The following is a 26,275-nucleotide window of genomic DNA, read 5'->3' on the forward strand; positions in this document are numbered from 1 at the left end:
GACGTGATAAGCCCCTCCTTTAATAAATATTTATGGCATTTCTATTGATACAGCGTGGGCAATACAAGGAATCGATTCCTTTTGTTGATAAGATGTTGTACTATGTAAACTGCCTGTTCCCAAAAAAAGTATCTTTTTCAATTTATCCTGTAGTAATTTTTTATAAATGTACCCACATAACACAATTGCGGAACTGGCGCATCCACTAGCACCTGCGTGAGCATCTTGATTCTCCTTATAAACCATACAGCCACAATCTTGATAGTTAGTGGAGATATCTACCCCTTTTTCTTGCAGCAGCTGTATGACTAAATCTCTTCCTACACTTCCTAAATCTCCAGTAAAGATCATGTCATAATAAGCTGGTGTTCTTCCAATATCCTGGAGATGCTGCCATATCGTATCAACTGCAGCTGGTGCCATAGCTGGTCCCATTGCATTCGGATCTTTTATACCATAATCAACAATCTTACCAATTGTTCCTGTAGTAATGCGCGGGCCACTACCCGATGTGGAAACAACTACAGCTCCCGATCCTGTTACTGTCCATTGAGCTCCAGGCGGCCGTTGTACACCCATTTCATTAGGAAAACGATATTGTCGTTCTGCAGCATCATGATGGCTAGAAGCAGCCGCCACAATTTTACTGAAAAATCCCCCATCTAGTAATATAGCGCTTAACAGCATGCCTTCTACCATAGTAGAGCATGCTCCATATAATCCTAAAAATGGTCTTTTTAGATTTTTCATTGCAAAATGAGTACTCATTAATTGATTCAGCAGATCACCAGCAAAGACACAGTCAACTTCTTCCATCGTGCTATTGTCTTTTTCTATCGCTCTTTTTATAGCATATTCCATTAAATACGATTCACATTGCTCCCAACTAGCCAAACCATTTAGGTTATCCGGCATAATATAATCAAAGTATCCTTGCAATAATCCTTTTCCTTCCATAGGGCCAACAATATTTGCTGTGCTTGTTATAATTGGAGGATTTGTAAAAACAACACTTTGCATACCTTGCTTTTTATTCATTTAATCTACCTCCTATTGTCTGATCCAATAGATTAAGCCAATTATAAATGCAGTTACCATTCCATATACTAATACCGGTCCAGCAATAACAAACATTTTAGCCCCAACACCGAATACATAGCCTTCACGTTTAAACTCCATAGCTGGCGCTACAATGGAATTTGCAAATCCTGTTATAGGGACAATTGAACCTGCCCCAGCTCGCTTGCCTAAATCATCATAAACACCAATCCCTGTAAAAAACGCTCCTAGAAAGACTAATACAGCTGTCGCACAGGCAGAAGCCTCTTTTTTTTGTAAACTTAGCCCCAAGAAATAATCTGTAATTAATTGTCCTAAAGTACAGATTAGTCCACCAACGACAAAGGCCCAGCAAATATTCTTAAGTAACGGGGGTTTGGGTGTAACATTATCTACCTTACTTTGATATTTTTGTTGCTGCATTTTTTCTTTAATCTCTTGTTGTTTCTTATTTATTTCATTAGACATATTGTCACACCCTTTGCAAAATTATAATTATTACTTGAACAATACATACCTTAGCCTTTTCTTATTTTGACCACTCAAATCTGAAATATGCATTTTTCAAAAAGAAAACTTTATTTATAAAAAAGAGCACCACAAAGGGTACTCTTTCTTTTCTGATCATACTTAATGATTCACTTTAAATGCAACTTTTACATCCGCTTTGTATTCTGCAATATGTCCATTGTCAATATTAGCAGTAAAGTTAGTTACTTCGACGCCTAGTATATCATCAATCGATCTAGAAGCTTCCATTACCGCGTTGTCTACTGCATCTGTCCAGTTATGGCTAGATGTGCCAACTAACTCAATTACTTTTACAACCATGCCATTACCTCCTTGATTAATTATAGGATTCTCCAATAGTTTGCACATAACGATTGGTATTATACATTGTGTAGCAGCTACTTGATCTTTTTAGATAGAATCTTTAGCAACATGTTAAAGATATTTATTCTACCTTATTTAAATAGAAAACCTGCTTTGCTCCCATTGGTGAGCGCTGGGGAAAATTACTATAAAGAAATAGCCAAGTAAATATGCTGCTACTTAAAGCGACAATCACAGCCCAAATAATATATTTTCTTTTGCCAGACATAAATTCCACCTCTTTATTCTTATTATGCCTATTTTATAAAAAAATAAGACCTCTGTTTATGAGGTCTGCATAAATTCTTTCATGAGTTTTAAAGCTTGTTTTTCAATTCTAGATATTTGTACTTGGGATAATCCTATTATTTGGGCTACTTCTGCTTGGGTTTTATCAGCAAAGAAACGTAAATGAATTACAAGGCGTTCTTTTTCTGGTAGACGTAATACAATTTCTTTTAATGCTAATTTTTCAAAGTAAGCGCTGTCTTCTTCCTCACAATACTTCATTTGATCCAACAACAGTATTGGATCACCATCATCATGAAAGACATTAGCATATAAGGATGTCGGTGTCTGAATTGCTTCTAGAGCAGCCACGACTTCTTGCGGTGCCAGGCTCAGCTCCTTTGCAATTTCCGTTATGGTTGGATCTCGTCCGAGTATTCCTTGCAATCTTTCTTGAGTACGGTGTACCTTATATGCCAATTCTTTTACTGGGCGGCTAACTTTCACTGGATTATCATCTCGGATAAATCGTCGGATTTCTCCAATAATCATTGGCACTGCATAAGTTGAAAACTTAACACTAAATTTTGTGTCAAAACGTTCAATTGCTTTGACCAAACCGATACAGCCTAATTGAAATAAATCATCCCATTCATAGCCGCGGTTTGTAAAGCGATGCACCACACTTCGTACCAAATTGATATTATTTTCTAAAATATATTCCTTAGCAATTTGATCACCAGCTTGTGCTTTATGTAGTAATTTTTTGATTTCTTCATCTTCAAGCATGGTATCCCACCTAATGCTCTGTCTTAAGCAAAGTTTTTTTCACCATTCTCACCAGTGTTCCCTTATTAACTTCCGACTCAATATAAAGTTCATCCATGAAAGACTCCATAAAAGCAAAGCCTAAGCCCATACGTTCTGGATCACTAGAATAGGACGGCTGACGTGCTAATGCAATATCAGCAATACCTTTGCCATGATCTACAATAATATATTCTAATTGATCCTCATATAAAGTCATCTTAATTTCAATTTCTCCATCTTGGTACTCATATCCATGTATGACAGCGTTGGAAACTGCTTCTGATACAGCAACCTTTATTTCCTCGATTTCATTTAAAGTAAAATCCACTTGAGCTGCAAAAGCAGCAGTACTCACCCTGGCAATACCAACGTTTTCGCTAAGACTTCGAATACTCATAGTAATCTGATTTTTTATTGCCATGATGCCCTCCTCATAAGCATTCTAGTGCTTCTTTTTCAGAATGGTATAGTTTAATAATCTTTAAGAGTCCAGATAATTCAAAAATCTGTAATACTTGTGGCTGAATCTGAGTGGCAGACATAATACCACCTAAACCACTAATTTTTTTGTAACGTCCTAATAAAACCCCTAAACCAGAACTATCAATAAACTTTACCGCTTCTAAATTAAACAACACGTGTTTTACCCCGCTTAATTCTAATGCATGATCTACGGTTTCTCTAAATTCATTAGCAACATGCATATCTAACTCTCCTTCGACTCGTACTAATAAAACACCTCGTTTCAGTGAAGTGACTATATTCAATATATTTTCCTCCTCTTTTTGACTCTGCTACTAATATTCTTCAATAGGAAAATTTTTCCTGCCTAAAAATAAAAAAAGCGGAATATTTTCCGCTTTTTTATTATAAATCTGTTACGTTGAATTATGTTATAGAAAATAAATTAGTAAACATATTTTGCAATGTCTTCATCAAACTTGCTTTTTCAATATTTTTTTCTGCCACTAAATCGACTTTGCCGATTTCTTTACCATCTCGCAATACTAACAATTCTCCACATTTTTGACCTTGCACAATTGGAGCTGTTATAGTTGAATCAGCAACTACTTGTTTTTGTAAATTCTTATTTTCTCCCTTACTTAATAATAATGTTAAATCTTCAGAAGCTACTAATTGAAGTTCCTTTTCCATTCCTTTACTTACTTTTACTCTTTCTACTACTGCACCTGAATTGATAATAGGCATTGCTGCAAAATTAGCAAATCCCCAGTCAAGCAGCTTCATACTCTCCCTTAAATGTGATCTTGGATCAGGTGTAGCAAAAACTACAGAAATCAATCGTAATCCATCACGTTTCGCTGTACCAGCAAAGCAATATTGAGCTTCTTGCGTCCAACCTGTCTTTAATCCGTCTGCACCTTTATACCACCATAATAATTTGTTCGTATTTACCAGCCAATTCTTCCCATCCCGTAACCAATATTCTTTAATGCTACATAGTTCCATATAGAAAGGATGTTTCACTGCCTCTTTAGCAATCAATGCTGTATCAAAGGCACTCATATAATGATCTGGAGTTGGCAAACCATTTACATTTGCAAAATGAGTATCGTTAAGTCCTAAAGCAGCACTGCGCTCATTCATAGCATCTACAGCAGCTGCTTGACTGCCATAGATGTGTTCCATAACAGCAACTGCAGCATCGTTTGCACTAACTACTGCCATGGCAATCATTAATTCATGCAAAGTCATCTGTTCGCCAGGTTCTAGCCATATCTGTGAGCCACCTTGATGCCAGGCATTCTCGGTAATTGTTACTCGGTCTGTTAAACTCACCCGTCCTTGCTCAACAGCTTCTACTGCTAATAGCAACGTCATTGATTTTGTTACACTTGCTGGAGGTAAACGTTTATGTGAATCTTTTTCGAATAAAACAGTCCCATTCCCATCCATTAAAACAGCCGACTGGGCAATTGTTTCTAATCCTGCGCCTGATACTTTCTTGTTTTCAGCTGCTTGTAAGATGGGATTACAAGTACTCAATAACACCAGTAGGCACGTAAGAATCATTACGATTTTAGGTTGGATGAATCGAAACATATTTAAAACACTCCTTTCATCTTTTTTTTAGCTTCTCCAAGATAAAAAACAATTACACTGGAAATTAACAATAAAAAAAAGACTAGTTAAACCAGTCTTTTTGAAATATTTATCAATTTACGTATTCTTAAAGCCATAATGATCAACTACGCCTAAAATTAGGTTTGTTTTGGGTACTTGCTTAGTATCAATTTTTATTGCATCTACCAGTAATGATTGTACTTCTTTTATTTTTGCTTCATTATTGGCATAAATTGTACAAAGAGTTTGACCTTTTTCAATATGATCGCCTACACGTTTCTCTAGTATGATACCAGCAGATAAATCAATTTCTTGTCCTTTATATTCACGACCTGCTCCTAGTCTCATAGCACAATAACCAAGTTTCGCAGCATCAATTTTTTGTATGTAGCCTTCCTCAGAGCAGATCACCTTAGTTTCAATTTTTGCTTGTGGCAATGCTTTTGGATTATCGACAACATCCACATTTCCACCTTGGGCATTTATGAATTCTTTGAATTTATGTAGTGCCGCTTTATTCTTTATTAGCGTATTTAAGTTTTCATAACCAACTTTCACATCTGATTCAAGGCCTGCCATATTCAGCATTTGAGCTCCTAGAAATAGACATACATGCCTTAACGCTTGCTCACCACGCCCATCTAATATTGCAATAGCCTCTTCAACTTCCAAACTATTACCAATGGCTTGTCCTAAAGGTTCATCCATACTACTTAGCACTGCTCTAGTTTCCCGACCCACCAATTGACCAATATGTACCATCGTTTCAGCTAACATTACGGCATCTTCCATACTTTTCATAAAAGCACCATTACCGACTTTTACATCCAGTAAAATTTTATCAGCACCAGCAGCAATTTTTTTACTCATGATTGAAGATGCAATAAGAGGTATGCTCTCAATTGTTGCAGTAACATCCCGCAGTGCATATATTTTACCATCAGCTGGTGCAATATCAGCACTTTGTCCAATTATAGCCACATTATGTCTTTGCAAATTATGAATAAATTCATCCGGCTTTAAGGCTGTTTTAAATCCAGCAATAGCATCTAATTTATCAATGGTTCCACCTGTAAAACCTAATCCCCGTCCAGACATTTTTGCAACAGGGACTCCAGCTGCAGCCACCAGAGGCGCTAAAACTAAGGTTGTAGTATCGGCAACACCGCCTGTACTATGCTTATCTACTTTAATGCCGGATACAGCACTCAAATCAATCATATTACCTGATGTAGCCATAGCCATAGTTAAGGATGCCGTTTCTTCCACAGTCATCCCTTTAAAAAAGACTGCCATTAGCCATGCCGCCATCTGATAGTCAGGTATTTCATCATTGGTATAGGCATGGATCAAATATTTAATTTCCAAATCTGTAAGCACAAGGCCATCACGCTTTTTTGTAATGACATCTAATACTCTCATTTAATTTCTCCTCTACTTTCATAAAAACAGCGTATAACAGCTACAATAATTTCTATGAAAATGTACAAATAGTAATTTTGGAGCATGTGTCCTGTGTAATACATAAAAGCTTTATTTCATCAGAATAAACAGGAAGAGGGATAGCTAGAATCCTTTCATTGTAAAAAAGCATTTATTTAAGAATAAATGGATCGATCCCTAATCCTATTTTTCCATACAGATGAAAGAACTTTTTTGCGTCCAGTAATTGTTACTGGTGTATCTATATCAAAATTCCTATAGTACGTTGCATTAGACAAGGCACCAACTCCTACTGTCAATTGCTATAGCAATCATGTATTGAACATGATCAAATCGTTTGGTTGCCAACTATTATGCTCGGGGATGCGTTTTATCATACACTTCTTTTAAACGGTTTTTAGTAACATGAGTATAAATCTGTGTAGTAGAAATATCGGCATGACCAAGCATTTCTTGTACCGATCGTAAATCAGCACCATTTTCTAATAAATGTGTTGCAAAAGAATGACGTAACGTATGAGGAGTGATTGCCTTATTAATATCAGCTTCTTGTGCATATTTCTTAATGATTTTCCAAAATCCTTGTCTCGTAAGCCTATTTCCATGATGATTGACAAAGAGAGCTGCCTCTTCATATGTACGTATTAATTTGGAACGTCCCTTACCGATATAATCTTGCACACATTTAGCGGCTATGGATCCTAAGGGTACGATTCGCTCTTTTGCGCCTTTACCATAACATTTTATATATCCCATATCTAAATTAACATCCGAAATATTTAAAGAAATTAACTCCGATACTCGAATTCCTGTTGCATATAAAAGTTCTAACATTGCTTTATCCCTTAGTCCTGTAGGTAAAAAACCACTCGGTTGCTTTAGAAGTTCTTCAACCTCTGTAATACTAAGGACTTTTGGCAACTTCTTCTCAAGTTTAGGTGACTCAAGATTAGCAGCAGGGTCCTTTTCTAAATAACGCTCACGTACCAAATATTGATAAAAAGATTTTATGGCAGCAAGGTTACGTGAGATCGTGGAGACTGCCCGACCTTTCGATTGAAGACTACTTAAATAACTGAGGATGGTAGTGCGATTTGAGTCCTTCAGAATTTCCATGTTGCCGTTTTGTAAATACATTTGGAATTGATGTAAATCACGTCCATATGATTCTAGCGTATTTTGCGCTAAACCTCGTTCAACTGCAAGATAGTTAATAAACTCATTAACATAACCTTCCATTTTTACCACCCTTTTTTTACTTTTGCGATACTACTCACGAAAATCTTTTTCTTTCTAATTGCTTTATTCCACATAATATTTACTTTTCCTGTCTAATATTAACAAAATCCATCTATTGGAATATATTTTTTTGTCAACTCCTGCTACATTGATTTTATAAAGTCCTCACTTACCCTCATTGGCTTCTCAATCAGATGCTCTTGGCGTATTTTCTCTTCTGGAGGACTTAGATACCATAAAATACTTAATAACTTAGGTAAAATATAGAAAACTATAATTAACAGAATTATGATTTTAGTATATAATTTACATTTTTTTATTATGTTGTGTCCTGAGAAGTTAATTACCATTTTCTTACCACCTCCTAATTAGCTTAACTTAATATTATGCTTATTCACTATCTATCTGGTTTATTCAACTATAAATAAAATGAGGACTGTAAATTTTACAATCCTCATCATTATTGAAACTAAAATGCTGATTTAATAACGAGTTTGCTTCTATGGCTCAGTTGTTATTGTTTTGTTAAGAAAGTTGCAGCTAATTTCATAAATACTGGTGAAATATATACTTCTAGTAAAGCTGCAACCAACATGACAGCCAATACAATTATGCACACCATAGAATATCGCACCGCTTCATACCATATATTAATTTTATCGTAGGTTTTGCGGCGCACTAACATGAGTGAGAATGTTGTGGCAGATACCCCTAATACCAGCATGGCTGGAACTGCGAGAAGATTATGGGGTAATATCGAAGCAAAAGCAAATAACAATCCTCTCATGACATATTCATTTACTAGAAATCCCACGGTAAATCCAATAATAAAACCTCGCGTAAATAAAATGAATAGTACAAAGGGGACACCAATGATAGTAAATCCTAATATCCACATTAAAACAACTGTTTTGACATTATTAAACATAACCATGCCTATCATATTATTGGAGGAAGCATCATTATTTCCTTGTGATAATCCGGTGAAGAACATATGAAGATAACTAATAAGCTCGCCCTTCTGGTCATCAGGAAGTATTTTTACAGCTAATGCGCCTATTACTATCCCAATAACCAATATAAGAATCATAAAGAAATACGCAACGATATTTGCTTTTAAATAAACACTAAAGTTTTGACGAAAATAAGCTAGCATACAACCGGCCTCCCTGTTTGTTCTGTTATGATATATGATAAGGCAGCAAACTTTATACCATATTTGTCCACATTCCCTCTTCTACAATATTGATGCGTCAAGTTTATTGAATAAGATTATATTCTTTCTTCCTTATCACAAAAAAGACTAAAATTCAGTTAAGTTTAAAAACCAACTGAATTTTAGTCTAAAAAAATGTAAAGCAAATTTTGATTATATTCCTGCTAATAATAATGCCAGCATACTTTTTGCATCATTGATTCTTCCATCGGCAATCATCTCTTTTATTTCTTCTTTGGTATAAAGTTCTACATCTAAGAACTCATCTTCATCTGGAGATGGCTTAGATAATATCAAATTTTCAGCACGATAAAGATGTATTATTTCGTCAGTAAAACCGGGAGTTGTATAAATGGATGCGATCTTCTTTATATTCTTAGCCACATAACCCGTTTCTTCTTCCAGCTCTCGCAATGCACATTCATCAGGTTGTTCACCCTTATCTAATTTCCCAGCAGGTACTTCCAATAGCAACTTCCCAATCGGATAGCGATATTGTCTAACTAATACAATCTTTCCTTCTTGTGTAATTGGCACAACTGCAACTGCTCCTGGGTGTTTAATATATTCTCGTGATGCTTTTTTACCATTTGGTAATTCTACTTGATCAGAGAATACATTAAGCAAATTACCTTTAAAAACTTCTTTTGAAACTAAGGATTTTTCTATTAAGTTACTCATAATCATTCCCCCATTAAATTGACATAGTTTAGTGCTGATTACATATATTGTACTAAGCAGAATAGTGTCGTATGCTCAAATGCAAACATCAGAGATCTTAACAATATTTATTTCAGTTTACTTTGCAAAAGTCCTGCATTTTTATAAACAACAGTTGCATTCCTTTACTAAAAAAGCTCTATAAAACTAGTTTAACCAGTTTTATAGAGCTTTACAGTTAAAAAAATGTAAAAATTAAATTTTCAGATATCTTGAAGAACTTATACTCGCATCTCCATTCTCAATTTATCAGCAATCATCGCCATAAATTCAGAATTTGTAGGTTTTCCTTTTTCAAGTTTTACAGTATAGCCAAACAAACGGTTAATCATGTCCATATTACCACGGCTCCACGCTACTTCAATGGCATGCCTAATAGCTCTTTCCACCCGGCTAGGTGTAGTAGCATATTTCTCTGCAATCATAGGATAGAGTACTTTGGTTACAGCTCCCAATAAATCAATTTCTGTTATTATCATCATGATTGCATCACGTAAATATTGATAGCCTTTAATATGGGCGGGTATACCAATCTCACGAATGATATTAGTGACCTCTACGTCTATCGGCCGAGCTTTTATAGCTTGAGCTACCACTGGACGCTGAGCCGTAATCGTAGTAGCTAATTGTCTAATTCTACTGGCCAGTACATCCATGTTAAATGGCTTTAATATATAATAATCAGCGCCCAGCTCTACTACACGCTGAGTGATACTTTCCTGACCAAATGCAGTAAGCATAATTATTTTAGGACGTTTAGCTGATAGTGTATTAAGACGTTCTAACACACCGATACCATCAAGATGCGGCATTATAATATCTAAAATTACCACATCAGGACTTTTCTCCTCAATTATTGATAAGATCTGTTCTCCATTATATGCTATGCCAACCAATTGAAAATCCACCTGTTGAGTAAGATATTCCTGAACAATTCCAACAAACTCTCGGTTGTCATCAGCAATAGCTACTTTAATTGTTTCTTTAATCACGTTATAATCCTCTCCCTGCTATTTTCTATAATAATAACTGTTCGACAAAGCTATATAAATCCCTTCCTCTTTTGGAAAAAAAATACATTTATATTTTATTATTTATTGATAGTAATTTACATTTTTTTATGAATTTTTACAGAAAAAATCATTAAATAACAAAATTCTGTTAAAAATCGAAAAAAATTCTTTTAATTCTATAAAAAAAGAAAGACATAGAAAGAAGTATTAGTCCTTTTACGCATCAAAATTCGTTCAGTTGCGATCAGAATTACGAACAAGCATATTTCAAAAGTGCGTCAGTAGTACTGGATCTGCTGCAGAAAGAAAGCCAGCAACGTATTCAGTGCGTTACTGACTTTTTTCTTTTACTTCTAAACCATTCTTAACCCAAATTTACTCTACATCTTCCTGTCTGCCTCAACGCCCTCAAGATGCGTTTCGGTATATTTAACGGGGTTTTCAACTTGTCCGGAACGTTTCAATTCTTGATACAATATTTGCTTTTTGTCATCGGGTATCTTGGTGACGATTTGGTTTGACCCTTCTTCGATACGTTTCTTAGTCATATAGCACCTCCTTCTTTAGTACTTATATTTATTATGTCCAAAAGATATATGAAAAAAGTCTTCAAAAACTTTTCTTCATATAATACTTAGCTCCATAACGATTTGAGCACAGGAGGTACTTCAACTCCTACAGAAAAAGAAAAACCAGAAAACGTAAAAAGTTTTCTGGCAGATTGCTTTCCTGCTTTAGGCACGATTCCACTTTCAATTAACATCCATTCAATAAAACATCCATATCCTCTAGTTGGATCATGGACGAATACATGAGTCACTGCACCTACTAACTTACCATTTTGTATAATTGGACTGCCACTCATTCCTTGTACGATTCCACCTGTTTTTTCTAATAATTCAGGATCCGTGACTTTAATAACGAGTCCTTTACCTTCTGGAGCTTCTTGTAAGTTTACTTTCTGGATGTCAATACTAAAACGTTTAATGGTTTGTCCATCTACCACGGTTAATATTTCTGCATAACCTGTTTGAATTTGATTCATAGAAGCCACTGGTATTGCTTCAGAATAAAGCTCATTTGGAACTTCGTCAACTAATTTTCCGTATATTCCAAATTTTGTGTTTTTATCAATATTACCTAACAAATGATCTTCATTTATAAAAATACCGATCTTTTCTCCTGGCTGACCACGTTTACTATGCTGTATTCCCGATACTGATGCAGATACGATTTTCCCTTGTTCACAGTCAATGGGCTGATTCGTATCACTATCTGTAATGATATGTCCTAAAGCACCATAAGCACGGGATTTAGGGTCATAAAATGATAATGTACCAACTCCAGCTGCACTATCACGTACAAATAAGCCAATTCTATATCTTTTGGTATCATTACATAATATTGGTGCTAAGTTAATATGAATTTGTTCTTCTCCACGTTTTAATAAAATATTGAGTTGTTCGTTTTGTTTACCACTACTATCAATAATTTCGGCTACTTGACTATCACTTTGAACAGAAATGCCATTAATACTCATAATAACATCACCAATATTAATACCTGCATCCTTAGCTGGAGTTACATATTCTTCATTACCAATTGGAACTGGAGAATGTCCAACAATAATGACTCCGCGAGAATGCAACACAACACCGATAGAATGCCCTCCAGGTACTAATTCAATGGGCGGCAGTACATCCACTTGTACCGTTCGTATGGGTATTATACCTAAAAGCTTAAACTCAACCGTAGATTTTCCTAGCTTTAAACTTTCTAAAAAGACTGACCTTGACAATGCATACTTTGAAGGAGATTCTTCTTTGATATTTTTTTCTAAATCTGGATGAATCGTGAGAGTTAAGGGAAAATTAACATTAAATAACGCGACTTCTCCTTCAATAATGCGCATATGAGGCGGTAAACCATAAACAGTACGAAATTGTGGTGAAAAACTAAATGCAATAATTAACGCTGCAATACATATTCCCATGAAGGAACGACACTTACTATTCCTCATGTTTTTGCATTCCCCCTTTTCATCTAGTGCTAAATTTATACATAAGAAATTCAGTCATCTTTCGGGTTACGCATTTTGAAAAGGTCTGGAATTTACAGCAAATTATCAAATTATCACTTATCACGTTCTCTTCTAACTTTAAACATTCCCGTTTTTTAAAGCGATTATTCTCAATTAACAGCGTATAATCTCTTGAAATTTGATTTTCAGCTAATTCAGCGAAAAATAAAGCCCAAGCTTATGCTTGCGCTTTATTTTTCCATTTTTCTTTTTTTATCAGTGCGGTTTTAAATATTTGTTTCGCATTCTCCAATGCAATTGGTGTAATCTCATTGCCCGAAATCATTCGCGTTAATTCTAATAATTGCTCCTCTTTTGTAAGTACCGTAATGATTGTATTTGTCCTCTCACCCTCAATTTGTTTCTTTATATAAATATGGCGATCAGCCATACAAGCAATCTGAGGCAAATGAGTAATGCACAAGACTTGTCTGGCACAAGCTACTTTAGCTACCTTTTCGGCTACCATATGCCCAGCCTGTCCGCCAATTCCTGCATCAATTTCATCAAAGACCATAATACCAACAGCATCACGATAGGCACAAACTGTTTTTATTGCTAGAGCAATACGGGAAAGTTCTCCACCAGACGCAATTTTATATAGCGGTTTAGTCTGCTCACCAAGGTTGGCGGAAAACAAGAAACTTACTTCATCAGCACCATGAAAAGTAAAATCTGGACGAGGTATAACTCGAATATCAAATGTCGCATTTGTCATTCCTAAATCCGCTAAATGTTTACTAATCTGCTCTGATAATATTTTAGATGATTGTTCTCTTAGAGCATGAAGCTTTTCGCAGTAAGAATGTAACATTTCTTCTAAAGTCTTTTGTTGTTGATTTAAGTTAGCGATTGTCTGATCATAATTATGTATATCTTCCAGCTCAGCAAGAGATTTTTCGTAATATTGCAATATTTCTATAATAGTTGTTCCATATTTTTTCTTTAATTTATAAATTACATCCATACGTTCTTGTAATGTAACTAATTTATGGGGATCAAAATCAATTTCATCACCATATACGCGTAAATCGGTGCAGCTTTCTTCTAATTGATATAACGCATCACTTACAGCAGTTAATTGTTCCTGTATGCGATTATCATAACGGGCAATCACTTCCAATTCATGCTTTACTTCAGCCAAAGCTGGTAAAATACCTTGTACTCCAGCAGTACCTTGTTCCAATAAAATATAGGATCGATTGACTGCAGTTGTAATTTTCTCAACATTCGCCAATACGGGAATTTGCCGCTCAATCTCCTCATCTTCACCGGGTTTTAATTGGGCTAACGCTATTTCTTTGGTTTGCCAACTTAACATATCAATGCGTTGAGCTCTTTCTCGAGAGTTTTGTGCAAGTTCTGCCTGCTGTTTGATTACTTCAAGCCACCTTTGATAGATTTGACGATACTGTTCCAATTCTACTTTAATTTTATCATCAAAAGCATCTAGTAGGAATAAATAAGATTCTGGACGTAATAAGGCTTGATTTTCATGTTGACCATGCATATCAACAAGTTTTTCACCAATTTGCCGCAATGTATTTACAGTAATATGACAGCCGTTAATTAAAATGCTATTTTTACCCTGTTTAGAGAAACGACGGCTAATAATTACTACTGCATCATCTTCAATAGTAATGCCTTGCTCATCGATTATTTTATAAATAGAAGTTAATTTAGAAATATCAAATACTGCCTCAACTCTAAAAAAATCGCAGCCTGTTCGAATCGAATCAACAGAAGCTCGATTTCCTAAAATGATACTTAAAGCATCAATTAGAATTGATTTCCCTGCACCTGTTTCTCCAGTTAGTATATTTAACCCTTCATCAAACTCTACCACGGCTTGTTCAATTAATGCAAAATTAGTAACAGTCAATGATTTTAACACATTAATTCGCTCCTAACACTACTGTGATAATGTCTGCAATTTTGCAATTACCTTAGGTACAGCATCAGTCGGTTTAACAACAACCAAAATATTATCATCACCGGCTACTGTACCAATAATATCAGGCCATTTTGTATTATCAATGGCCGCAGCAACTGCTTGAGCAGTTCCAGGCAAGGTTTTTATAACAATAATATTTTCACTATAGTCGATATCAACAACAGAGTCCTGAAAAATACGTTCCATACGAGGTTGCAAAAATGCAGCATTTTGTTCTACAGGAAAAGCATAGCGATAGCGTCCATCACCTGCAGGCACCTTAATAAGCATTAATTCTTTAATATCCCTCGACACCGTAGCCTGAGTGACTTCAATTTCTTGTTTACGTAATGCGACAGCTAATTCTTCTTGAGTTTCAATCACATTATCTTCAATAATCTCTTTAATCTTACTGTGGCGCCGCACTTTCATATGCTTCCCCCCTCATTTTTTCAACTATATATAATATTGGCGGGTTATTATTATGATTTATCATTGACCAACAGCCAACCGTAAAGATATTTGAAGGCAATGTTGTGAGTAATTCCTCTACTGCTTTGCTTTCCAGATATCCTTCCTGATGACCAGAGTAAGCTATAATAGAAATTACCCCTTCTATAGAGAGTAAGCCTAGTATCTTTTGTAAAGCTGTTATTGTAGATTGACATTGCGTTGTAATCTTGTGCTGGGCATTAGGTAAATACCCTAAATTAAACATAGCTACATCAATTTTTCCATTAATATGCTGATCTATATTTGCATGACTGTCTGTTATCAATTTTACTTTATCATCTAAACTATATTTCGACAATAATTCTTTTGTTTTTAAAATTGCTGTCTGTTGAATATCAAAACTCCAAACCATCGCATCTATAGGTGAGTTCTGTGCTAGGAATAAAGAATCTTTTCCATTACCAGCTGTAGTATCTACTAAAAATTTAGACATAATTACTTTATCAATTAATAATTGTTGTGCCAATTTTATAGCATTAAAGGTTTGCATTTTTTTCACTCCGCCACAATTTTATCCGTAAGGTCTCGTAATAACTTCTATTATTCAAACGTATAAATTGAGCACTAAAAGGAGATCGTGTTATTAGTACTGTATCATTTGCGATTAAACTATATACCGTTTGCCCATCAATAGTTAGAACGACATCTTCCTGGCTCCCTGTCATCTCAACTTTAATTTCTTCTTTTTCAGAAACAACTAATGGTCTAACATGCAATGTATGAGAACAAATAGGTGTTAACACCATAACTTTTAATAATGGATTAATGATCGGACCGCCAGCGGATAAAGAATATCCTGTAGAGCCAGTAGCTGTAGCAATAATTAAACCATCAGCAGCATAATTTGCTGTTAATACATTATCTAAAGATACGTTAAACTTAATCATGCGTGAGACACCACTTTTACTTATAACAACATCATTAAGAGCAGACGATACATGAATGAGTCTATTATGTCGAAGAATCATTGCATCTAACATTAAATGTTCTTCAATTTGATACTCTCCTTTAATAAGCTTATCTAAAGACGCATCCAAATCAGGAAGTTCTATCTCTGTTAAGAATCCAAGCCTGCCCATATTAACTCCACAAAGAGGTATACCCATAGCAGAAATTTCTCTTGCAGTATTTAATAATGTCCCATCTCCACCTATCGTTAAGCCTACAGTTATTTTATTTATCATGTCTTGCTGGCTGCAGCCTAGTTCTGGATAGCCGATTTTCTCCGCAACATCTTTTAGTAATACTATTTGCACATTATGTTTCTGCAAATACTGTATCACCTGGATCAGTACGGTGACAACACTTTGTTTATTAATATTAGGAAATAGACCTACTGTTAACACAAGCAATCCCCCATTAATTAAGTACACCACAGGCAGGTGATATAAAATCGCCTGCCCTAATGTATATCTATATAGAATTCACCTATAAATGGTCAATTCCTCTGTTACATTCTTTATTTTTATACTGCATTAGCATGAGCTTCTTTTACAACCTCTTCAATTGTCTCAATCGTAACGTTTATCTCTGCTGGAAAATTTGCTAAGTAAACAAGATATTCTATGTTTCCTTCAGGTCCTTTTACAGGTGAATAGGTAAGGCCAAGAGGTATAAAACCAATATTACATGCATGCTCAATAATATTAAAAATAACTTCCTTATGCACTAACGGGTCTTTAACGACTCCTTTTTTTCCAACTTTTTCACGTCCAGCTTCAAATTGTGGTTTAATCAAAGCAACGACGGCACCAGCTGAAGACAATAACGTTTTGATAATCGGCAGCACTTTATTTAAAGATATAAATGCTACATCAATGGAAACAAAGTCTAAGGTTTCTCCTAACTGCTCTAAAGTAACATTTCGAATATTAGTACGCTCCATGTTAATGACTCGACTATCCGTTCGGAGAGACCATGCTAATTGTCCATATCCAACATCAACAGCATACACTTTCTGAATCCCATTCTTCAATGCACAGTCTGTAAATCCGCCAGTTGAAGCACCAATATCAGCCATAATCTTGTCTTTAAGATTTATATTGAAATACTCCAAAGCTTTAGCAAGCTTCAAACCACCTCGGCTAACATAGCCAATATTATCTCCTGTGATCAGTATCTTACTTTCAACGGGTACTAAAGTGCCTGCTTTATCTACCTTTTGTCCATCAACAAAAACTAAGCCTGCCATGATACAGGATTTAGCTCTTTCCCGACTGGAAACTAAACCTTTATGTAGTAATAAAACGTCTAATCGTTCTTTATTGATTTTACTCATTAGCATCGCACCTTAATTTTTTGGATATATGATTTTGCAGCAGAAGCAATGCCAGCTGCATGTAATCCATATTTTTCTAAAATTTGTTTGCGCGCACCTTGTTCAATAAATTGATCCGGAAATCCTAACCGTAAAACATTTACACCATCAATGTTTTGATCATGTATATATTCCAATACACTAGAACCAAAACCACCAGCTAAAATATTTTCTTCAACTGTAATGATGATTCCAACATTTTTACATACCTTTCGTATCATCTGCTCATCTAGCGGCTTTATAAATCTAGCATTTATCACACTTGCCAATATACCTTCTGAAGCTAAAATTTCTCTTGCTTCTATACAGGTTTCAACCATAGAACCAACTGCTAAAAAAGCCATATTTGTACCATTCTTCACTTCATCTGCAACGCCAATCGTAAGTTGCTGCAATGATTGATCAATCGGCACGCCTAACCCATTTCCTCTAGGATAACGAATTGCTACGGGTCCATTCGTATTAAGGGCAGTGAATACCATATGCCGTAATTCATTTTCATCTTTAGGTGCCATAATTGTTAGATTAGGAATATGCCGTAGATAGCTATAATCAAATAGTCCATGATGCGTCGGCCCATCCTCACCTACGATTCCAGCACGATCTAAAGCAAATAATACAGGAAGTTTTTGCAAGCAAATATCATGTAAGATTTGATCATATGCCCTTTGAGCAAAGGTAGAATACAAAGCTACGACTGGTCTCATTCCTTTGGTAGCCATACCCGCTGCCATAGTAACAGCATTTTGTTCCGCAATACCTACATCAAAGAAACGTTTGGGAAACTCAGCTGCAAATTTTTTAAGTCCTGTTCCTTCTGGCATTGCAGCTGTTATTGCAACAATCCGCTTATCCTGTTTGGCTAAATGAAGTAGTGTATCGCCAAAGATAGCAGTGTAGGTTGGCGTATTCCCATTTTTTATAACTTCGCCAGATTCAATACAATAGGGACCAACACCATGAAATTTATCAGGATTACATTCGGCAGGTTTATATCCCTTTCCTTTGCAAGTAAGAACATGAATGAGTATTGGTCCCTGCATTTTTTTAGCTTTTTCTAGTACTTCGCTCAATAGTTGAAAATTATGTCCATCGATGGGCCCAATATAATTAAATCCCAATTCTTCAAAAAGAACACCAGGGACTAATAAATAGCGTAAACTATCTTTAACACGTTCTACTGTTTTTGCTACACTTTCACCAATTGCAGGGATGCGGCGCAATAAGAATTCGATGTCTTGCTTTATTTTTGTATATTTAGGTTCTGTTCGTATTTTGGACAAATATTCTGACATAGCACCCACATTTTTAGCAATTGACATTTCATTATCATTAAGTATAACAATCATATTAGTACCTGTGTGACCAGCATGGTTCAATGCCTCATATGCCTGTCCTCCAGTTAGCGAACCATCACCGATAACAGCCAGTATATGTTCTTTATCACCTGCGATATCTCTGGCAAGCGCCATTCCCAAAGCAGCAGATATAGAAGTACTTGAATGCCCTGTGCCAAAGAAATCATGTACACTCTCACTAATTTTCGGAAAGCCACTAATACCGCCAAATTGGCGTAACGTGGCGAATCCATCTCTTCTGCCTGTTAAAACTTTATGTACATAGGACTGATGCCCAACATCCCAGACGATTTTATCAATCGGACTATTAAATACTTTATGTATTGCAAGAGTTAATTCCACGACACCTAAATTTGGCGCTAAATGTCCTCCTGTTTTTGAAACAGAGCATATTAAAAAATGGCGTATTTCCTCTGCCAGCAGCTTGATCTGTTCATGTGATAATTTTTTTAAATCTTGGGGCTTGTCAATGCCCTCAAGTATTGTCTTCAAATGTAACAACTCCCGTTCCCCATAATCCACAATCTATGAATTTACAATATTATTTTTCTTACTATTGCAGTAATTACCCTACAAAATTCTTAAAACCGTAGGCTATTGAAATTCCTAGTATCGCACCTGCTAATACTTCTAGTGGAGTGTGTCCTAATAATTCTTTTAATCGAATATCACGAATCGTATGTTCTGCTCGTAGTTCACGTACTAATTTATTTATCACTTTCGCTTGTTTTCCTGCAGCTCTGCGTACTCCAGCGGCATCATACATTACAATGCTTGCTAATACAATGGTCACGGCAAATAAGGAAGAGGTAAAACCATCATGAAGTCCTACAGCCCAGGCCAAACTCATAACCAATGCTGTATGAGAGCTAGGCATTCCGCCAGCTCCAACTAAACGTTCAAAATTTAATGCACCATGTTTCCAATAAGATGTCAAAGTCTTGAGTATCTGAGCACAAAACCAAGCAGACAAAGCAGTGGCCAATATAATATTTTGTCCAAGGATAACAACGAAATCTGCCACAATAAACACCTCAATTATCGCGTGTTAATAAAGCCCTTACCAACTCTCTTAGAACATCTGCTTCCTGGCCGAACTGCTTTAATGCTTGTAGAGCATTAGTTACAGCTTGATTTGCCATATCTTGAGCCTTACCTAAAGAATATAAGGTTACATAGGTTGCTTTGTGATTTTTAACGTCACTTCCAACAGGTTTACCAATTTTCTCCTGGGTTCCTGTGACATCCAAAATATCATCTGTAATCTGAAAAGCCAGACCATACTGTTTAGCATATTCTGTTAATGATGCAATCTGCCACTCTGCTCCACCGGCTAATTGCGCTCCGGCTCTTACAGCCGCTTGAAATAAAGCTCCCGTTTTCGCTTGGTGCATATAACTGAGAGTATCAATGTCAATCTTTTCTCCCTCGGAAGATAAATCAATTACTTGTCCTCCAATCATTCCCAAAGCACCAGCTGCATTACTGATTTCTCCAATTACTTTTATTAACACATCTGCTTGAACTCCAGGTTGAGCAAGCATAACCGTAAAGGCTGCAGTTAATAATCCATCACCTGCTAAAATTGCCATGCCCTCACCAAAAACTTTATGACTGGTCAATTTTCCTCGTCGATAATCATCATCATCCATTGCTGGTAAATCATCGTGAATTAATGAATAAGTATGAATCATCTCTAAGCCACAAGCTACATTTAGATAATCACTACCTTTTCCACCTATGGAATCTGCAGCAGCCATAAGTAGAATAGGACGCAATCGTTTGCCACCAGCAAATAAACTATAGCGCATCGCTTCAAAAATCTTTGGTGGATATACATTTTCACTAGGAACAAATGCCGCCAATGCATGATCAACAATCTTACCTTTTTCTTGACAATATTGTTTTAACATGAACCGTCCTCCTGTAATTGTAGAGGCCTTTCTATTATTTTCCCCTTTTCCTCTGATAAAATTTTATCAATTTGCTGTTCTGCAAAATTTAATTTCTGTAAACAATTTTTTGATAAATTTATACCTTCGGCAAAATGTTCTAAAGACTCATTTAAAGGCAGTTCCCCTTTTTCTAATTGTTTAACAATAGCTTCTAGCTTTTCTAAAGCTTGTTCAAAGCTACTTTCATGCTGGTCTTCTTTTTTCTTAGCTCTTACCATGATGCTCCTCCTGTATATGAATTATCTCAGCTTCTATCTTTCCTCGATTTAACACAATTTCAATCTTTTGGCCGGATTGTAATGCAGCAGTGCTTTTAACCACCTGACCATCTAATGTATGTACAATACTATAACCTCGCGCCAATACAGCCAGAGGATTAAGCATCGCTAATTTTTCTGCAGTAATTGTAAACAGATGTTTTTTATCTCGAATAATTACCTTTATTGCCTGTTCTAAGCGTTGCATACAATTGTCTAAGGCTTGCTGACGATCTACCAATACTTCATAAGGATAAGTAAAGACTCTATTCAGAGTAATTTGTTCAAGTCGTCTGAAATGATGTTGTAATACATTACGTATATTACTTTCTAACATATTGTGCAATGTTGATATATATTTATACAATTCCCTAACATCTGGTACAACAAATTCTGCTGCCTGGGATGGAGTAGCTGCTCTACGGTCAGCAGCAAAATCTGCCAAAGTATAATCTGTTTGATGACCTACCGCTGATACAATAGGAATTTTTGATGCAACAATGGCCCGTACTACTCTTTCATCATTAAATGCCCATAATTCTTCAATAGAGCCACCACCACGCCCAACAATAATAACGTCTACATTATTCAGCTCATTAAAGACTTCAATTCCATGTACAATCTGCATAGGTGCCTCTGGTCCTTGTACCTGAACAGGATAAAGTTTCAATACAATTCCTGGATGGCGCCGCTTTGCTACGATCATAATATCTTTTATTACTGCACCTGTAGCTGAGGTAAGGATGCCTACAACTTTAGGCAATACAGGCAAGTCCTTTTTTAGCGCATCAGCAAATAAGCCTTCATTTTCTAGTTTTTCTTTAAGCTGAGCAAAAGCCAAGCTTAACTCTCCAATGCCGTCGGGTACTAATTGATTCGCATATAACTGGTATTGCCCATCTCGCTCAAATACTGTTATTTGTCCCCCAACAATTATTTTCATACCATCTTTAGGTTCGAATTTTAAAAATTGGGCACGACTTTTAAACATTACAGCTTTAATTGTAGCATTGCTATCTTTTAACGTAAAATAGCAATGACCAGAGTAATGTTTCTTAAAATTTGATATTTCTCCACGTATGAATACAGAACTAACTTTAGCATCATATTCAAAAAGTTGTTTTATATATTTTGTAATTTCACTTACACTAAAAATATTCATAAATCACCTTTGTCCGAAAATGTAATTTATTGTTTAAAAATATTTTGATGAAGATAGGAACTTAAGCTTTCTTTATCATATAACAAGAGTACAAAAAAAACCAGACAAAAGTCTGGGTAGTCTCCTTCAATATCGGCGCTGATCGATATATGGACGTGCTATATATCCACTAGCTGCACCTAATATAAACCAGAAAAAGCTCCCTGGAGGAATGAGATAGCCTATCGTTGCACCAATTGCTGCTCCTAATAATATATATCCCAAAATAAAAGCCTCCCTTCACATATGATTTTTTTATGTATCATATGCAAAGGAATATGGAATGGTACCAAGAAACCATACCTTAAGGGCAAATAGAAGTTTATATGTAAGCCACTTTTCTTACTTTTTCTTTACTAAAGACCCTAAGATGCCATTAACAAAGCGGCTGGATTCCTCTGTACCAAACAATTTGGCTAATTCAACAGCTTCATTAATAACTACATTAGGCGGTAATGCTTCATTGCCGAAACGCATTTCGTAAATAGCGATTCTAGCAATATTTCGGTCAATTCCAGGCATACGATCAATTTTCCATTCATTTGATATTTCACCAATAAGAGTATCAATTTCTGTTATATGTGCTTGCGTACCGCTAACGAGATTTTCTGCATATTCTTTGGTATTTTCAGCTATATTACTATATTCACTTAGCACAATTTCTAACGCTTCATCTTTACCCTTACTATTATAATCTAATTGAAATAAAGTCTGAAGTGCCATTTCCCGGGCTTTTCTACGACTCATAAATTACCTCTTTTCTAATGCTTCACTCTAAAGTATTGCTTATTATATGATTCGACATTTCTATCCATACACTCTATTGTCGATGATATCCAGGAGGCAATAACCTACCTAATATATCCATAATATCCTCTTTCTCATCAATTCGCTTACCGACAATATAACCTGCCATCATACATATCATTACAAACATAGTATTGAAAAAACCAAATACAAGAATAAATACACCAACCAATAGTCCTATAGACATTCCTGTGATCTTACCGCTGTGATGCTGCCATATTTCTGCTAGTAATTCGGTTTTCATATTCCTGCTCCTTTCTTTACTAGAACACGGTTATATTGTGTTATTCCACACGCTGTTTACTCTTAAAATCATTAGATATATTTTCAACTATTATTTGAACATCAACCAGTTGAACTCCAACTGTATTTTTTATATATTCATGTACTTTCTTTTGCAACTCTTCTGAAACATTTGGTACATTATTTTCTGGACTAATTACAGCTTTTAAGACAACCTTTAATCCTTGCCCATCATGGTGGTTAACACGAACTTTCACTCCACGTACACCACGCGTGTGTCTCGCAGTTTTCTCTACTAAATTTTTTATGGCCTCAAGAGATATATGTACATCACCCATATCTGTATGATGTACAATCGTATCTTTTATACGGCGAGTACGAATTCCTGCCAATAATAATCGAAGACTCACCAAGAAAAACACCATCCCTAGCAAACCGGCTTCCCATCGGCCGTTAATATGTAAAATGCCTGTCCAAACCCATTCCAAAGAAATAAGGCGTACAGATAGCAACACTACGCCCAATGATAAAAGTGCCAATAACAATGTGTAAATAGACAAGATGATACGATCAAAAATTCCCATACCCTACTCCTTTCTAGGCGGCTGCTACAACATATCTTTTAACGCACACGAAGATCTTCTTCTTTACCGTCTTGACCAAATCCAACACCTTGAACATGAACGTTTACTTCTACGACATCTAATCCTGTCATAGATTCAATACCACGTTTTACATTTTCCTGCACTCTTAATGCTATATCAGGTATACGTACACCATATTCTACAATTATGTATAAATCCACTGCGGCTTCACGCTCGCCAACCTCTACTTTAACACCTTTTGCTAAGTTTTTTTTACCAAGCATTTCTGCAATGCCGCCTACTAAACCAGCGCTCATTCCAGCTACACCGGAAACTTCAGTAGCTGCCATGCCAGCAATAATACCTACAACTTCATCAGCAATTCGAATTGACCCAACATCATTGTTTTCAAACTTTTCATTGCCTTCTCGTTTATCCACTAACAACCCCCCATTCCAAAAATTATAATACTATATGACAAGGTAATAACTTTTCTATAACTATATTATTATAACAAATATTTTCCTTCTTTACAATTTAGGACTAAATAAATTTCAAACTTATGTTAAGGTTTAGCACTAATTGATATATTTTCGGCTTTTACACCTGATATCCTTGTAATGACATCAGCTATTTGAATAACTTCTTCTTGAGAAAGTGAAGTGGTTTTTATAACTGCGCTTACAGAATTTTCTCTTACGAATACTAAAGCATCTGCAAAGCCACGGGATTTGATTAGACTCTCCATTTCCGCTTCCTTTTGTTTTTCTGCAATCATTTTCAAGACAGTATCTTGTGCTTGGTTTCTGCTATCATCCGTTTTGGCATTTTTAATACTTTCTCGTAATAAATCCGAGCGTTCACTACGAATTTTATCTCTTTCTAATCGATATTCGATAAAAAAATCGGGGCTGCTAGCTGGTATAAGAGGATCTGCAACGCTCATAGTCGCAACTTGCATAGCATTAGAATGATTGACCTTTGCTTGCAGCATTGATTCAATATTGGCTATGACCATCATTATAACTATACTAACCATTAATACGGCAGCAAATACAACATATCTATTTTTTTTGTGGAAGGTAAATATTTTCATAATATGTTCCTCACTTTTTTTGAGCTAATACGGTAATTTTGTAAGAAGGAATACCGAGGCCAGCTTCAACTGCCTTTGTTAAAATCGCCTTTATATTAGAATCATATGCACCATCAGCAATAACCAGCACTCCTTTTATCATTGGCTTAATTTCTCTAACAAGAACTGGACGATCCATATTATTTTCTTTACTGACTAGAATTTGTGTACTTTCTTTTGTTTCAGTCGTACTGCGCACTCCTCCAGTAGTATCTTTTTCTTGAATGATTTTGCTTTCCTTGGTTATATTTCTGGCATGTTCCTGAGTGGTACTATTTTCCCAAGTTATATTAACAACAACAGTTCCAGCCCCCTTTACTTGAGACAACGTATGTGTTAGCTTTCCCTCTACGGCTTCTTCATAACTAAGATTAACTGCTGCAGGTACTTTTAACGGTTCATTGCTAACCTTCGGATTAGGATTAACAGTTTGACGATCAATCACTCCTCCCATCACCAATAAGATCACACCTAGAAGCCCTAGCCAAATTAAACGCGTATTTATAACCCCATCTTTTAATAATTGTTTAGGCCATATTTTTTTAGTATAAGTGAGAAAGCTTTCCATACCACTCATATTCAACACTCCTTTATGAATACAACATTTTTATTTCTACCTTTTCTTTTGGAATCTGATAGAGTTCCATGATCATGTCTGTAATTCTTTGTTTTAAATCTGTGTATGTTTCTTCTGTTTTATTAAATTCTTTATCAATCTTAACCTTTGCTATACTTACTATTTTTTCGCTTTTAGCAGAGATACCAGGTTTAACATATACGATAATACTGCTAACCCCCATTGACAACGTACTCGCATTGCCCTTCTTAATCTCTATCACTACATTCGCATCAGCCACGCCATCCATCGCCATAACTAAAATTCTGATTTGTTGGCTTAATTCTTTTTTATATAGTTCAAGTGATAAAGCGTTACGATCATTAGTAACATGGTTTACTTCACTTGCTATGACATTTAAGTCTCCAGAATTTGCAGCAAAAGTAGGGATTTGATCTTTAGAGGTTAAGTGCTGCACTGCACCAATGATTGGATTCAATATTGCCAACATTATAAATAACCCCATAATTACTCTTACAAAGCGTTGCATGCTACTGCTTGGTAACAGTAATTCGAGAAATGAAGCAAATAATACAACAAAAATAATATTTTTAACCCAATCCGTTAACATTGTAAGCAATAAAACACAC

33 protein-coding genes are annotated in these 26,275 nt (G+C 35.7%); all 33 read right to left on the minus strand.

The window, feature by feature from the left end; all coding sequences use genetic code 11:
• Window positions 1-30: 30 nt before the first annotated feature.
• The 33 genes from spoVAD to spoIIIAF all read right to left on the minus strand — a co-directional run bounded on the left by spoVAD (window position 31) and on the right by spoIIIAF (window position 26,256).
• Window positions 31-1,038, minus strand: coding sequence for a stage V sporulation protein AD (gene spoVAD, locus FR7_RS12295; protein WP_007934095.1), 1,008 nt, complete (start codon window positions 1,036-1,038; stop codon window positions 31-33).
• A gap of 12 nt (window positions 1,039-1,050) precedes the next feature.
• The gene (gene spoVAC, locus FR7_RS12300) at window positions 1,051-1,527 is read right to left on the minus strand and encodes a stage V sporulation protein AC (RefSeq protein ID WP_007934093.1); all 477 of its coding nucleotides are present in this window, start codon (window positions 1,525-1,527) and stop codon (window positions 1,051-1,053) included.
• 162 nt (window positions 1,528-1,689) lie between these two features.
• A complete protein-coding gene (locus FR7_RS12305; protein WP_237715562.1) occupies window positions 1,690-1,938 on the minus strand; it encodes a dodecin family protein in 249 nt (82 codons plus the stop codon).
• Between the two features lie 76 nt (window positions 1,939-2,014).
• Window positions 2,015-2,161, minus strand: a complete 147-nt coding sequence (locus tag FR7_RS23860) for a hypothetical protein (RefSeq protein WP_007934089.1) — start codon at window positions 2,159-2,161, stop codon at window positions 2,015-2,017.
• Between the two features lie 56 nt (window positions 2,162-2,217).
• Window positions 2,218-2,949: an RNA polymerase sporulation sigma factor SigF gene (gene sigF, locus FR7_RS12310; RefSeq protein WP_007934087.1), complete on the minus strand. Its 732-nt coding sequence runs from the start codon at window positions 2,947-2,949 to the stop codon at window positions 2,218-2,220.
• A 10-nt stretch (window positions 2,950-2,959) separates the two neighbouring features.
• Window positions 2,960-3,391 carry an anti-sigma F factor gene (spoIIAB, locus tag FR7_RS12315; RefSeq protein ID WP_007934086.1) on the minus strand — a complete coding sequence of 144 codons (432 nt, stop codon included), beginning with the start codon at window positions 3,389-3,391 and terminating at the stop codon, window positions 2,960-2,962.
• 10 nt (window positions 3,392-3,401) lie between these two features.
• Window positions 3,402-3,737 carry an anti-sigma F factor antagonist gene (gene spoIIAA / locus FR7_RS12320; protein WP_007934083.1) on the minus strand — a complete coding sequence of 112 codons (336 nt, stop codon included), beginning with the start codon at window positions 3,735-3,737 and terminating at the stop codon, window positions 3,402-3,404.
• 121 nt (window positions 3,738-3,858) lie between these two features.
• Window positions 3,859-5,034 (minus strand): D-alanyl-D-alanine carboxypeptidase family protein, encoded by a 1,176-nt coding sequence (locus tag FR7_RS12325; RefSeq protein ID WP_007934081.1) that lies wholly within the window; start codon window positions 5,032-5,034, stop codon window positions 3,859-3,861.
• Window positions 5,035-5,151: 117 nt separating this feature from the next.
• Window positions 5,152-6,477 (minus strand): pyrimidine-nucleoside phosphorylase, encoded by a 1,326-nt coding sequence (locus FR7_RS12330; protein ID WP_007934079.1) that lies wholly within the window; start codon window positions 6,475-6,477, stop codon window positions 5,152-5,154.
• Window positions 6,478-6,849: 372 nt separating this feature from the next.
• Window positions 6,850-7,737, minus strand: a complete 888-nt coding sequence (xerD, locus tag FR7_RS12335; RefSeq protein WP_007934077.1) for a site-specific tyrosine recombinase XerD — start codon at window positions 7,735-7,737, stop codon at window positions 6,850-6,852.
• 514 nt (window positions 7,738-8,251) lie between these two features.
• Window positions 8,252-8,893 carry a stage II sporulation protein M gene (gene spoIIM / locus FR7_RS12345; RefSeq protein WP_007934075.1) on the minus strand — a complete coding sequence of 214 codons (642 nt, stop codon included), beginning with the start codon at window positions 8,891-8,893 and terminating at the stop codon, window positions 8,252-8,254.
• A gap of 213 nt (window positions 8,894-9,106) precedes the next feature.
• Window positions 9,107-9,634 (minus strand): NUDIX hydrolase, encoded by a 528-nt coding sequence (locus FR7_RS12350; RefSeq protein WP_007934074.1) that lies wholly within the window; start codon window positions 9,632-9,634, stop codon window positions 9,107-9,109.
• A gap of 260 nt (window positions 9,635-9,894) precedes the next feature.
• Window positions 9,895-10,665, minus strand: a complete 771-nt coding sequence (spo0A, locus tag FR7_RS12355) for a sporulation transcription factor Spo0A (protein ID WP_007934073.1) — start codon at window positions 10,663-10,665, stop codon at window positions 9,895-9,897.
• A gap of 401 nt (window positions 10,666-11,066) precedes the next feature.
• Entirely contained in the window at window positions 11,067-11,234 is a 168-nt protein-coding gene (locus FR7_RS23865; RefSeq protein ID WP_007934072.1) for a hypothetical protein, read from the minus strand.
• Window positions 11,235-11,320: 86 nt separating this feature from the next.
• Entirely contained in the window at window positions 11,321-12,706 is a 1,386-nt protein-coding gene (spoIVB, locus tag FR7_RS12360; RefSeq protein ID WP_007934071.1) for a SpoIVB peptidase, read from the minus strand.
• A gap of 238 nt (window positions 12,707-12,944) precedes the next feature.
• Complete coding sequence (recN, locus tag FR7_RS12365; RefSeq protein ID WP_007934070.1) at window positions 12,945-14,660, minus strand: DNA repair protein RecN; 1,716 nt, start codon at window positions 14,658-14,660, stop codon at window positions 12,945-12,947.
• Between the two features lie 18 nt (window positions 14,661-14,678).
• Window positions 14,679-15,131: an arginine repressor gene (gene argR / locus FR7_RS12370; RefSeq protein ID WP_007934069.1), complete on the minus strand. Its 453-nt coding sequence runs from the start codon at window positions 15,129-15,131 to the stop codon at window positions 14,679-14,681.
• Window positions 15,109-15,702 (minus strand): tRNA 5-(aminomethyl)-2-thiouridylate-methyltransferase MnmM, encoded by a 594-nt coding sequence (gene mnmM, locus FR7_RS12375; protein WP_007934067.1) that lies wholly within the window; start codon window positions 15,700-15,702, stop codon window positions 15,109-15,111. Before mnmM ends, argR begins: the two co-directional genes overlap by 23 nt.
• Entirely contained in the window at window positions 15,689-16,558 is an 870-nt protein-coding gene (locus FR7_RS12380; RefSeq protein WP_007934065.1) for an NAD(+)/NADH kinase, read from the minus strand. Before FR7_RS12380 ends, mnmM begins: the two co-directional genes overlap by 14 nt.
• Window positions 16,559-16,677: 119 nt before the next feature.
• Complete coding sequence (locus FR7_RS12385) at window positions 16,678-17,490, minus strand: TlyA family RNA methyltransferase (RefSeq protein WP_007934063.1); 813 nt, start codon at window positions 17,488-17,490, stop codon at window positions 16,678-16,680.
• Complete coding sequence (gene dxs / locus FR7_RS12390) at window positions 17,490-19,379, minus strand: 1-deoxy-D-xylulose-5-phosphate synthase (RefSeq protein ID WP_007934062.1); 1,890 nt, start codon at window positions 19,377-19,379, stop codon at window positions 17,490-17,492. The genes FR7_RS12385 and dxs overlap by 1 nt, the downstream gene beginning before the upstream one ends.
• Before the next feature lie 73 nt (window positions 19,380-19,452).
• Window positions 19,453-19,911, minus strand: a complete 459-nt coding sequence (locus tag FR7_RS12395) for a divergent PAP2 family protein (RefSeq protein ID WP_007934061.1) — start codon at window positions 19,909-19,911, stop codon at window positions 19,453-19,455.
• Window positions 19,912-19,921: 10 nt separating this feature from the next.
• A complete protein-coding gene (locus FR7_RS12400; RefSeq protein WP_007934060.1) occupies window positions 19,922-20,800 on the minus strand; it encodes a polyprenyl synthetase family protein in 879 nt (292 codons plus the stop codon).
• Window positions 20,794-21,060, minus strand: a complete 267-nt coding sequence (gene xseB / locus FR7_RS12405; RefSeq protein WP_007934059.1) for an exodeoxyribonuclease VII small subunit — start codon at window positions 21,058-21,060, stop codon at window positions 20,794-20,796. Before xseB ends, FR7_RS12400 begins: the two co-directional genes overlap by 7 nt.
• On the minus strand, window positions 21,047-22,261 hold the full coding sequence (gene xseA, locus FR7_RS12410) for an exodeoxyribonuclease VII large subunit (RefSeq protein WP_007934058.1): 1,215 nt from the start codon (window positions 22,259-22,261) through the stop codon (window positions 21,047-21,049). The genes xseB and xseA overlap by 14 nt, the downstream gene beginning before the upstream one ends.
• 126 nt (window positions 22,262-22,387) lie before the next feature.
• A complete protein-coding gene (locus FR7_RS23870) occupies window positions 22,388-22,525 on the minus strand; it encodes a hypothetical protein (RefSeq protein ID WP_007934057.1) in 138 nt (45 codons plus the stop codon).
• Window positions 22,526-22,642: 117 nt separating this feature from the next.
• On the minus strand, window positions 22,643-23,047 hold the full coding sequence (gene nusB / locus FR7_RS12415; protein WP_007934056.1) for a transcription antitermination factor NusB: 405 nt from the start codon (window positions 23,045-23,047) through the stop codon (window positions 22,643-22,645).
• 73 nt (window positions 23,048-23,120) lie between these two features.
• Window positions 23,121-23,351 carry a DUF2273 domain-containing protein gene (locus tag FR7_RS12420; RefSeq protein ID WP_007934055.1) on the minus strand — a complete coding sequence of 77 codons (231 nt, stop codon included), beginning with the start codon at window positions 23,349-23,351 and terminating at the stop codon, window positions 23,121-23,123.
• Between the two features lie 40 nt (window positions 23,352-23,391).
• The gene (gene amaP, locus FR7_RS12425) at window positions 23,392-23,934 is read right to left on the minus strand and encodes an alkaline shock response membrane anchor protein AmaP (RefSeq protein WP_007934052.1); all 543 of its coding nucleotides are present in this window, start codon (window positions 23,932-23,934) and stop codon (window positions 23,392-23,394) included.
• A gap of 38 nt (window positions 23,935-23,972) precedes the next feature.
• Window positions 23,973-24,374, minus strand: a complete 402-nt coding sequence (locus FR7_RS12430; protein WP_007934047.1) for an Asp23/Gls24 family envelope stress response protein — start codon at window positions 24,372-24,374, stop codon at window positions 23,973-23,975.
• Window positions 24,375-24,499: 125 nt separating this feature from the next.
• On the minus strand, window positions 24,500-25,030 hold the full coding sequence (locus FR7_RS12435; RefSeq protein WP_007934046.1) for a SpoIIIAH-like family protein: 531 nt from the start codon (window positions 25,028-25,030) through the stop codon (window positions 24,500-24,502).
• 10 nt (window positions 25,031-25,040) lie between these two features.
• Complete coding sequence (locus FR7_RS12440; protein ID WP_007934045.1) at window positions 25,041-25,646, minus strand: hypothetical protein; 606 nt, start codon at window positions 25,644-25,646, stop codon at window positions 25,041-25,043.
• 13 nt (window positions 25,647-25,659) lie between these two features.
• The gene (gene spoIIIAF / locus FR7_RS12445; protein ID WP_007939282.1) at window positions 25,660-26,256 is read right to left on the minus strand and encodes a stage III sporulation protein AF; all 597 of its coding nucleotides are present in this window, start codon (window positions 26,254-26,256) and stop codon (window positions 25,660-25,662) included.
• Window positions 26,257-26,275: the final 19 nt, after the last annotated feature.

The sequence above is a fragment of the Pelosinus fermentans DSM 17108 genome (genome assembly GCF_000271485.2).
In the GTDB taxonomy this organism is placed as follows: Bacteria; Bacillota; Negativicutes; order DSM-13327; family DSM-13327; genus Pelosinus; species Pelosinus fermentans.

Bases quoted from the DNA above. Each gene is read 5' to 3' on its own strand.
- FR7_RS12400 (WP_007934060.1), bottom strand. From the start codon at position 20,800: ATGTTAAAACAATATTGTCAAGAAAAAGGTAAGATTGTTGATCATGCA.
- FR7_RS12440 (WP_007934045.1), bottom strand. From the start codon at position 25,646: ATGAGTGGTATGGAAAGCTTTCTCACTTATACTAAAAAAATATGGCCT.
- FR7_RS23860 (WP_007934089.1), bottom strand. From the start codon at position 2,161: ATGTCTGGCAAAAGAAAATATATTATTTGGGCTGTGATTGTCGCTTTA.
- FR7_RS12435 (WP_007934046.1), bottom strand. From the start codon at position 25,030: ATGAAAATATTTACCTTCCACAAAAAAAATAGATATGTTGTATTTGCT.
- spoVAC (WP_007934093.1), bottom strand. From the start codon at position 1,527: ATGTCTAATGAAATAAATAAGAAACAACAAGAGATTAAAGAAAAAATG.
- spoIIM (WP_007934075.1), bottom strand. From the start codon at position 8,893: ATGCTAGCTTATTTTCGTCAAAACTTTAGTGTTTATTTAAAAGCAAAT.
- amaP (WP_007934052.1), bottom strand. From the start codon at position 23,934: ATGGGAATTTTTGATCGTATCATCTTGTCTATTTACACATTGTTATTG.
- xseB (WP_007934059.1), bottom strand. From the start codon at position 21,060: ATGGTAAGAGCTAAGAAAAAAGAAGACCAGCATGAAAGTAGCTTTGAA.
- sigF (WP_007934087.1), bottom strand. From the start codon at position 2,949: ATGCTTGAAGATGAAGAAATCAAAAAATTACTACATAAAGCACAAGCT.
- spoIIAB (WP_007934086.1), bottom strand. From the start codon at position 3,391: ATGGCAATAAAAAATCAGATTACTATGAGTATTCGAAGTCTTAGCGAA.
- argR (WP_007934069.1), bottom strand. From the start codon at position 15,131: ATGAAAGTGCGGCGCCACAGTAAGATTAAAGAGATTATTGAAGATAAT.
- xseA (WP_007934058.1), bottom strand. From the start codon at position 22,261: ATGAATATTTTTAGTGTAAGTGAAATTACAAAATATATAAAACAACTT.
- FR7_RS12330 (WP_007934079.1), bottom strand. From the start codon at position 6,477: ATGAGAGTATTAGATGTCATTACAAAAAAGCGTGATGGCCTTGTGCTT.
- spoVAD (WP_007934095.1), bottom strand. From the start codon at position 1,038: ATGAATAAAAAGCAAGGTATGCAAAGTGTTGTTTTTACAAATCCTCCA.
- FR7_RS12420 (WP_007934055.1), bottom strand. From the start codon at position 23,351: ATGAAAACCGAATTACTAGCAGAAATATGGCAGCATCACAGCGGTAAG.
- spoIVB (WP_007934071.1), bottom strand. From the start codon at position 12,706: ATGAGGAATAGTAAGTGTCGTTCCTTCATGGGAATATGTATTGCAGCG.
- FR7_RS23865 (WP_007934072.1), bottom strand. From the start codon at position 11,234: ATGACTAAGAAACGTATCGAAGAAGGGTCAAACCAAATCGTCACCAAG.
- nusB (WP_007934056.1), bottom strand. From the start codon at position 23,047: ATGAGTCGTAGAAAAGCCCGGGAAATGGCACTTCAGACTTTATTTCAA.
- FR7_RS12385 (WP_007934063.1), bottom strand. From the start codon at position 17,490: ATGAGTAAAATCAATAAAGAACGATTAGACGTTTTATTACTACATAAA.
- spoIIIAF (WP_007939282.1), bottom strand. From the start codon at position 26,256: ATGTTAACGGATTGGGTTAAAAATATTATTTTTGTTGTATTATTTGCT.
- xerD (WP_007934077.1), bottom strand. From the start codon at position 7,737: ATGGAAGGTTATGTTAATGAGTTTATTAACTATCTTGCAGTTGAACGA.
- FR7_RS12305 (WP_237715562.1), bottom strand. From the start codon at position 1,938: ATGTGCAAACTATTGGAGAATCCTATAATTAATCAAGGAGGTAATGGC.
- FR7_RS12350 (WP_007934074.1), bottom strand. From the start codon at position 9,634: ATGAGTAACTTAATAGAAAAATCCTTAGTTTCAAAAGAAGTTTTTAAA.
- FR7_RS12325 (WP_007934081.1), bottom strand. From the start codon at position 5,034: ATGTTTCGATTCATCCAACCTAAAATCGTAATGATTCTTACGTGCCTA.
- mnmM (WP_007934067.1), bottom strand. From the start codon at position 15,702: ATGCAAACCTTTAATGCTATAAAATTGGCACAACAATTATTAATTGAT.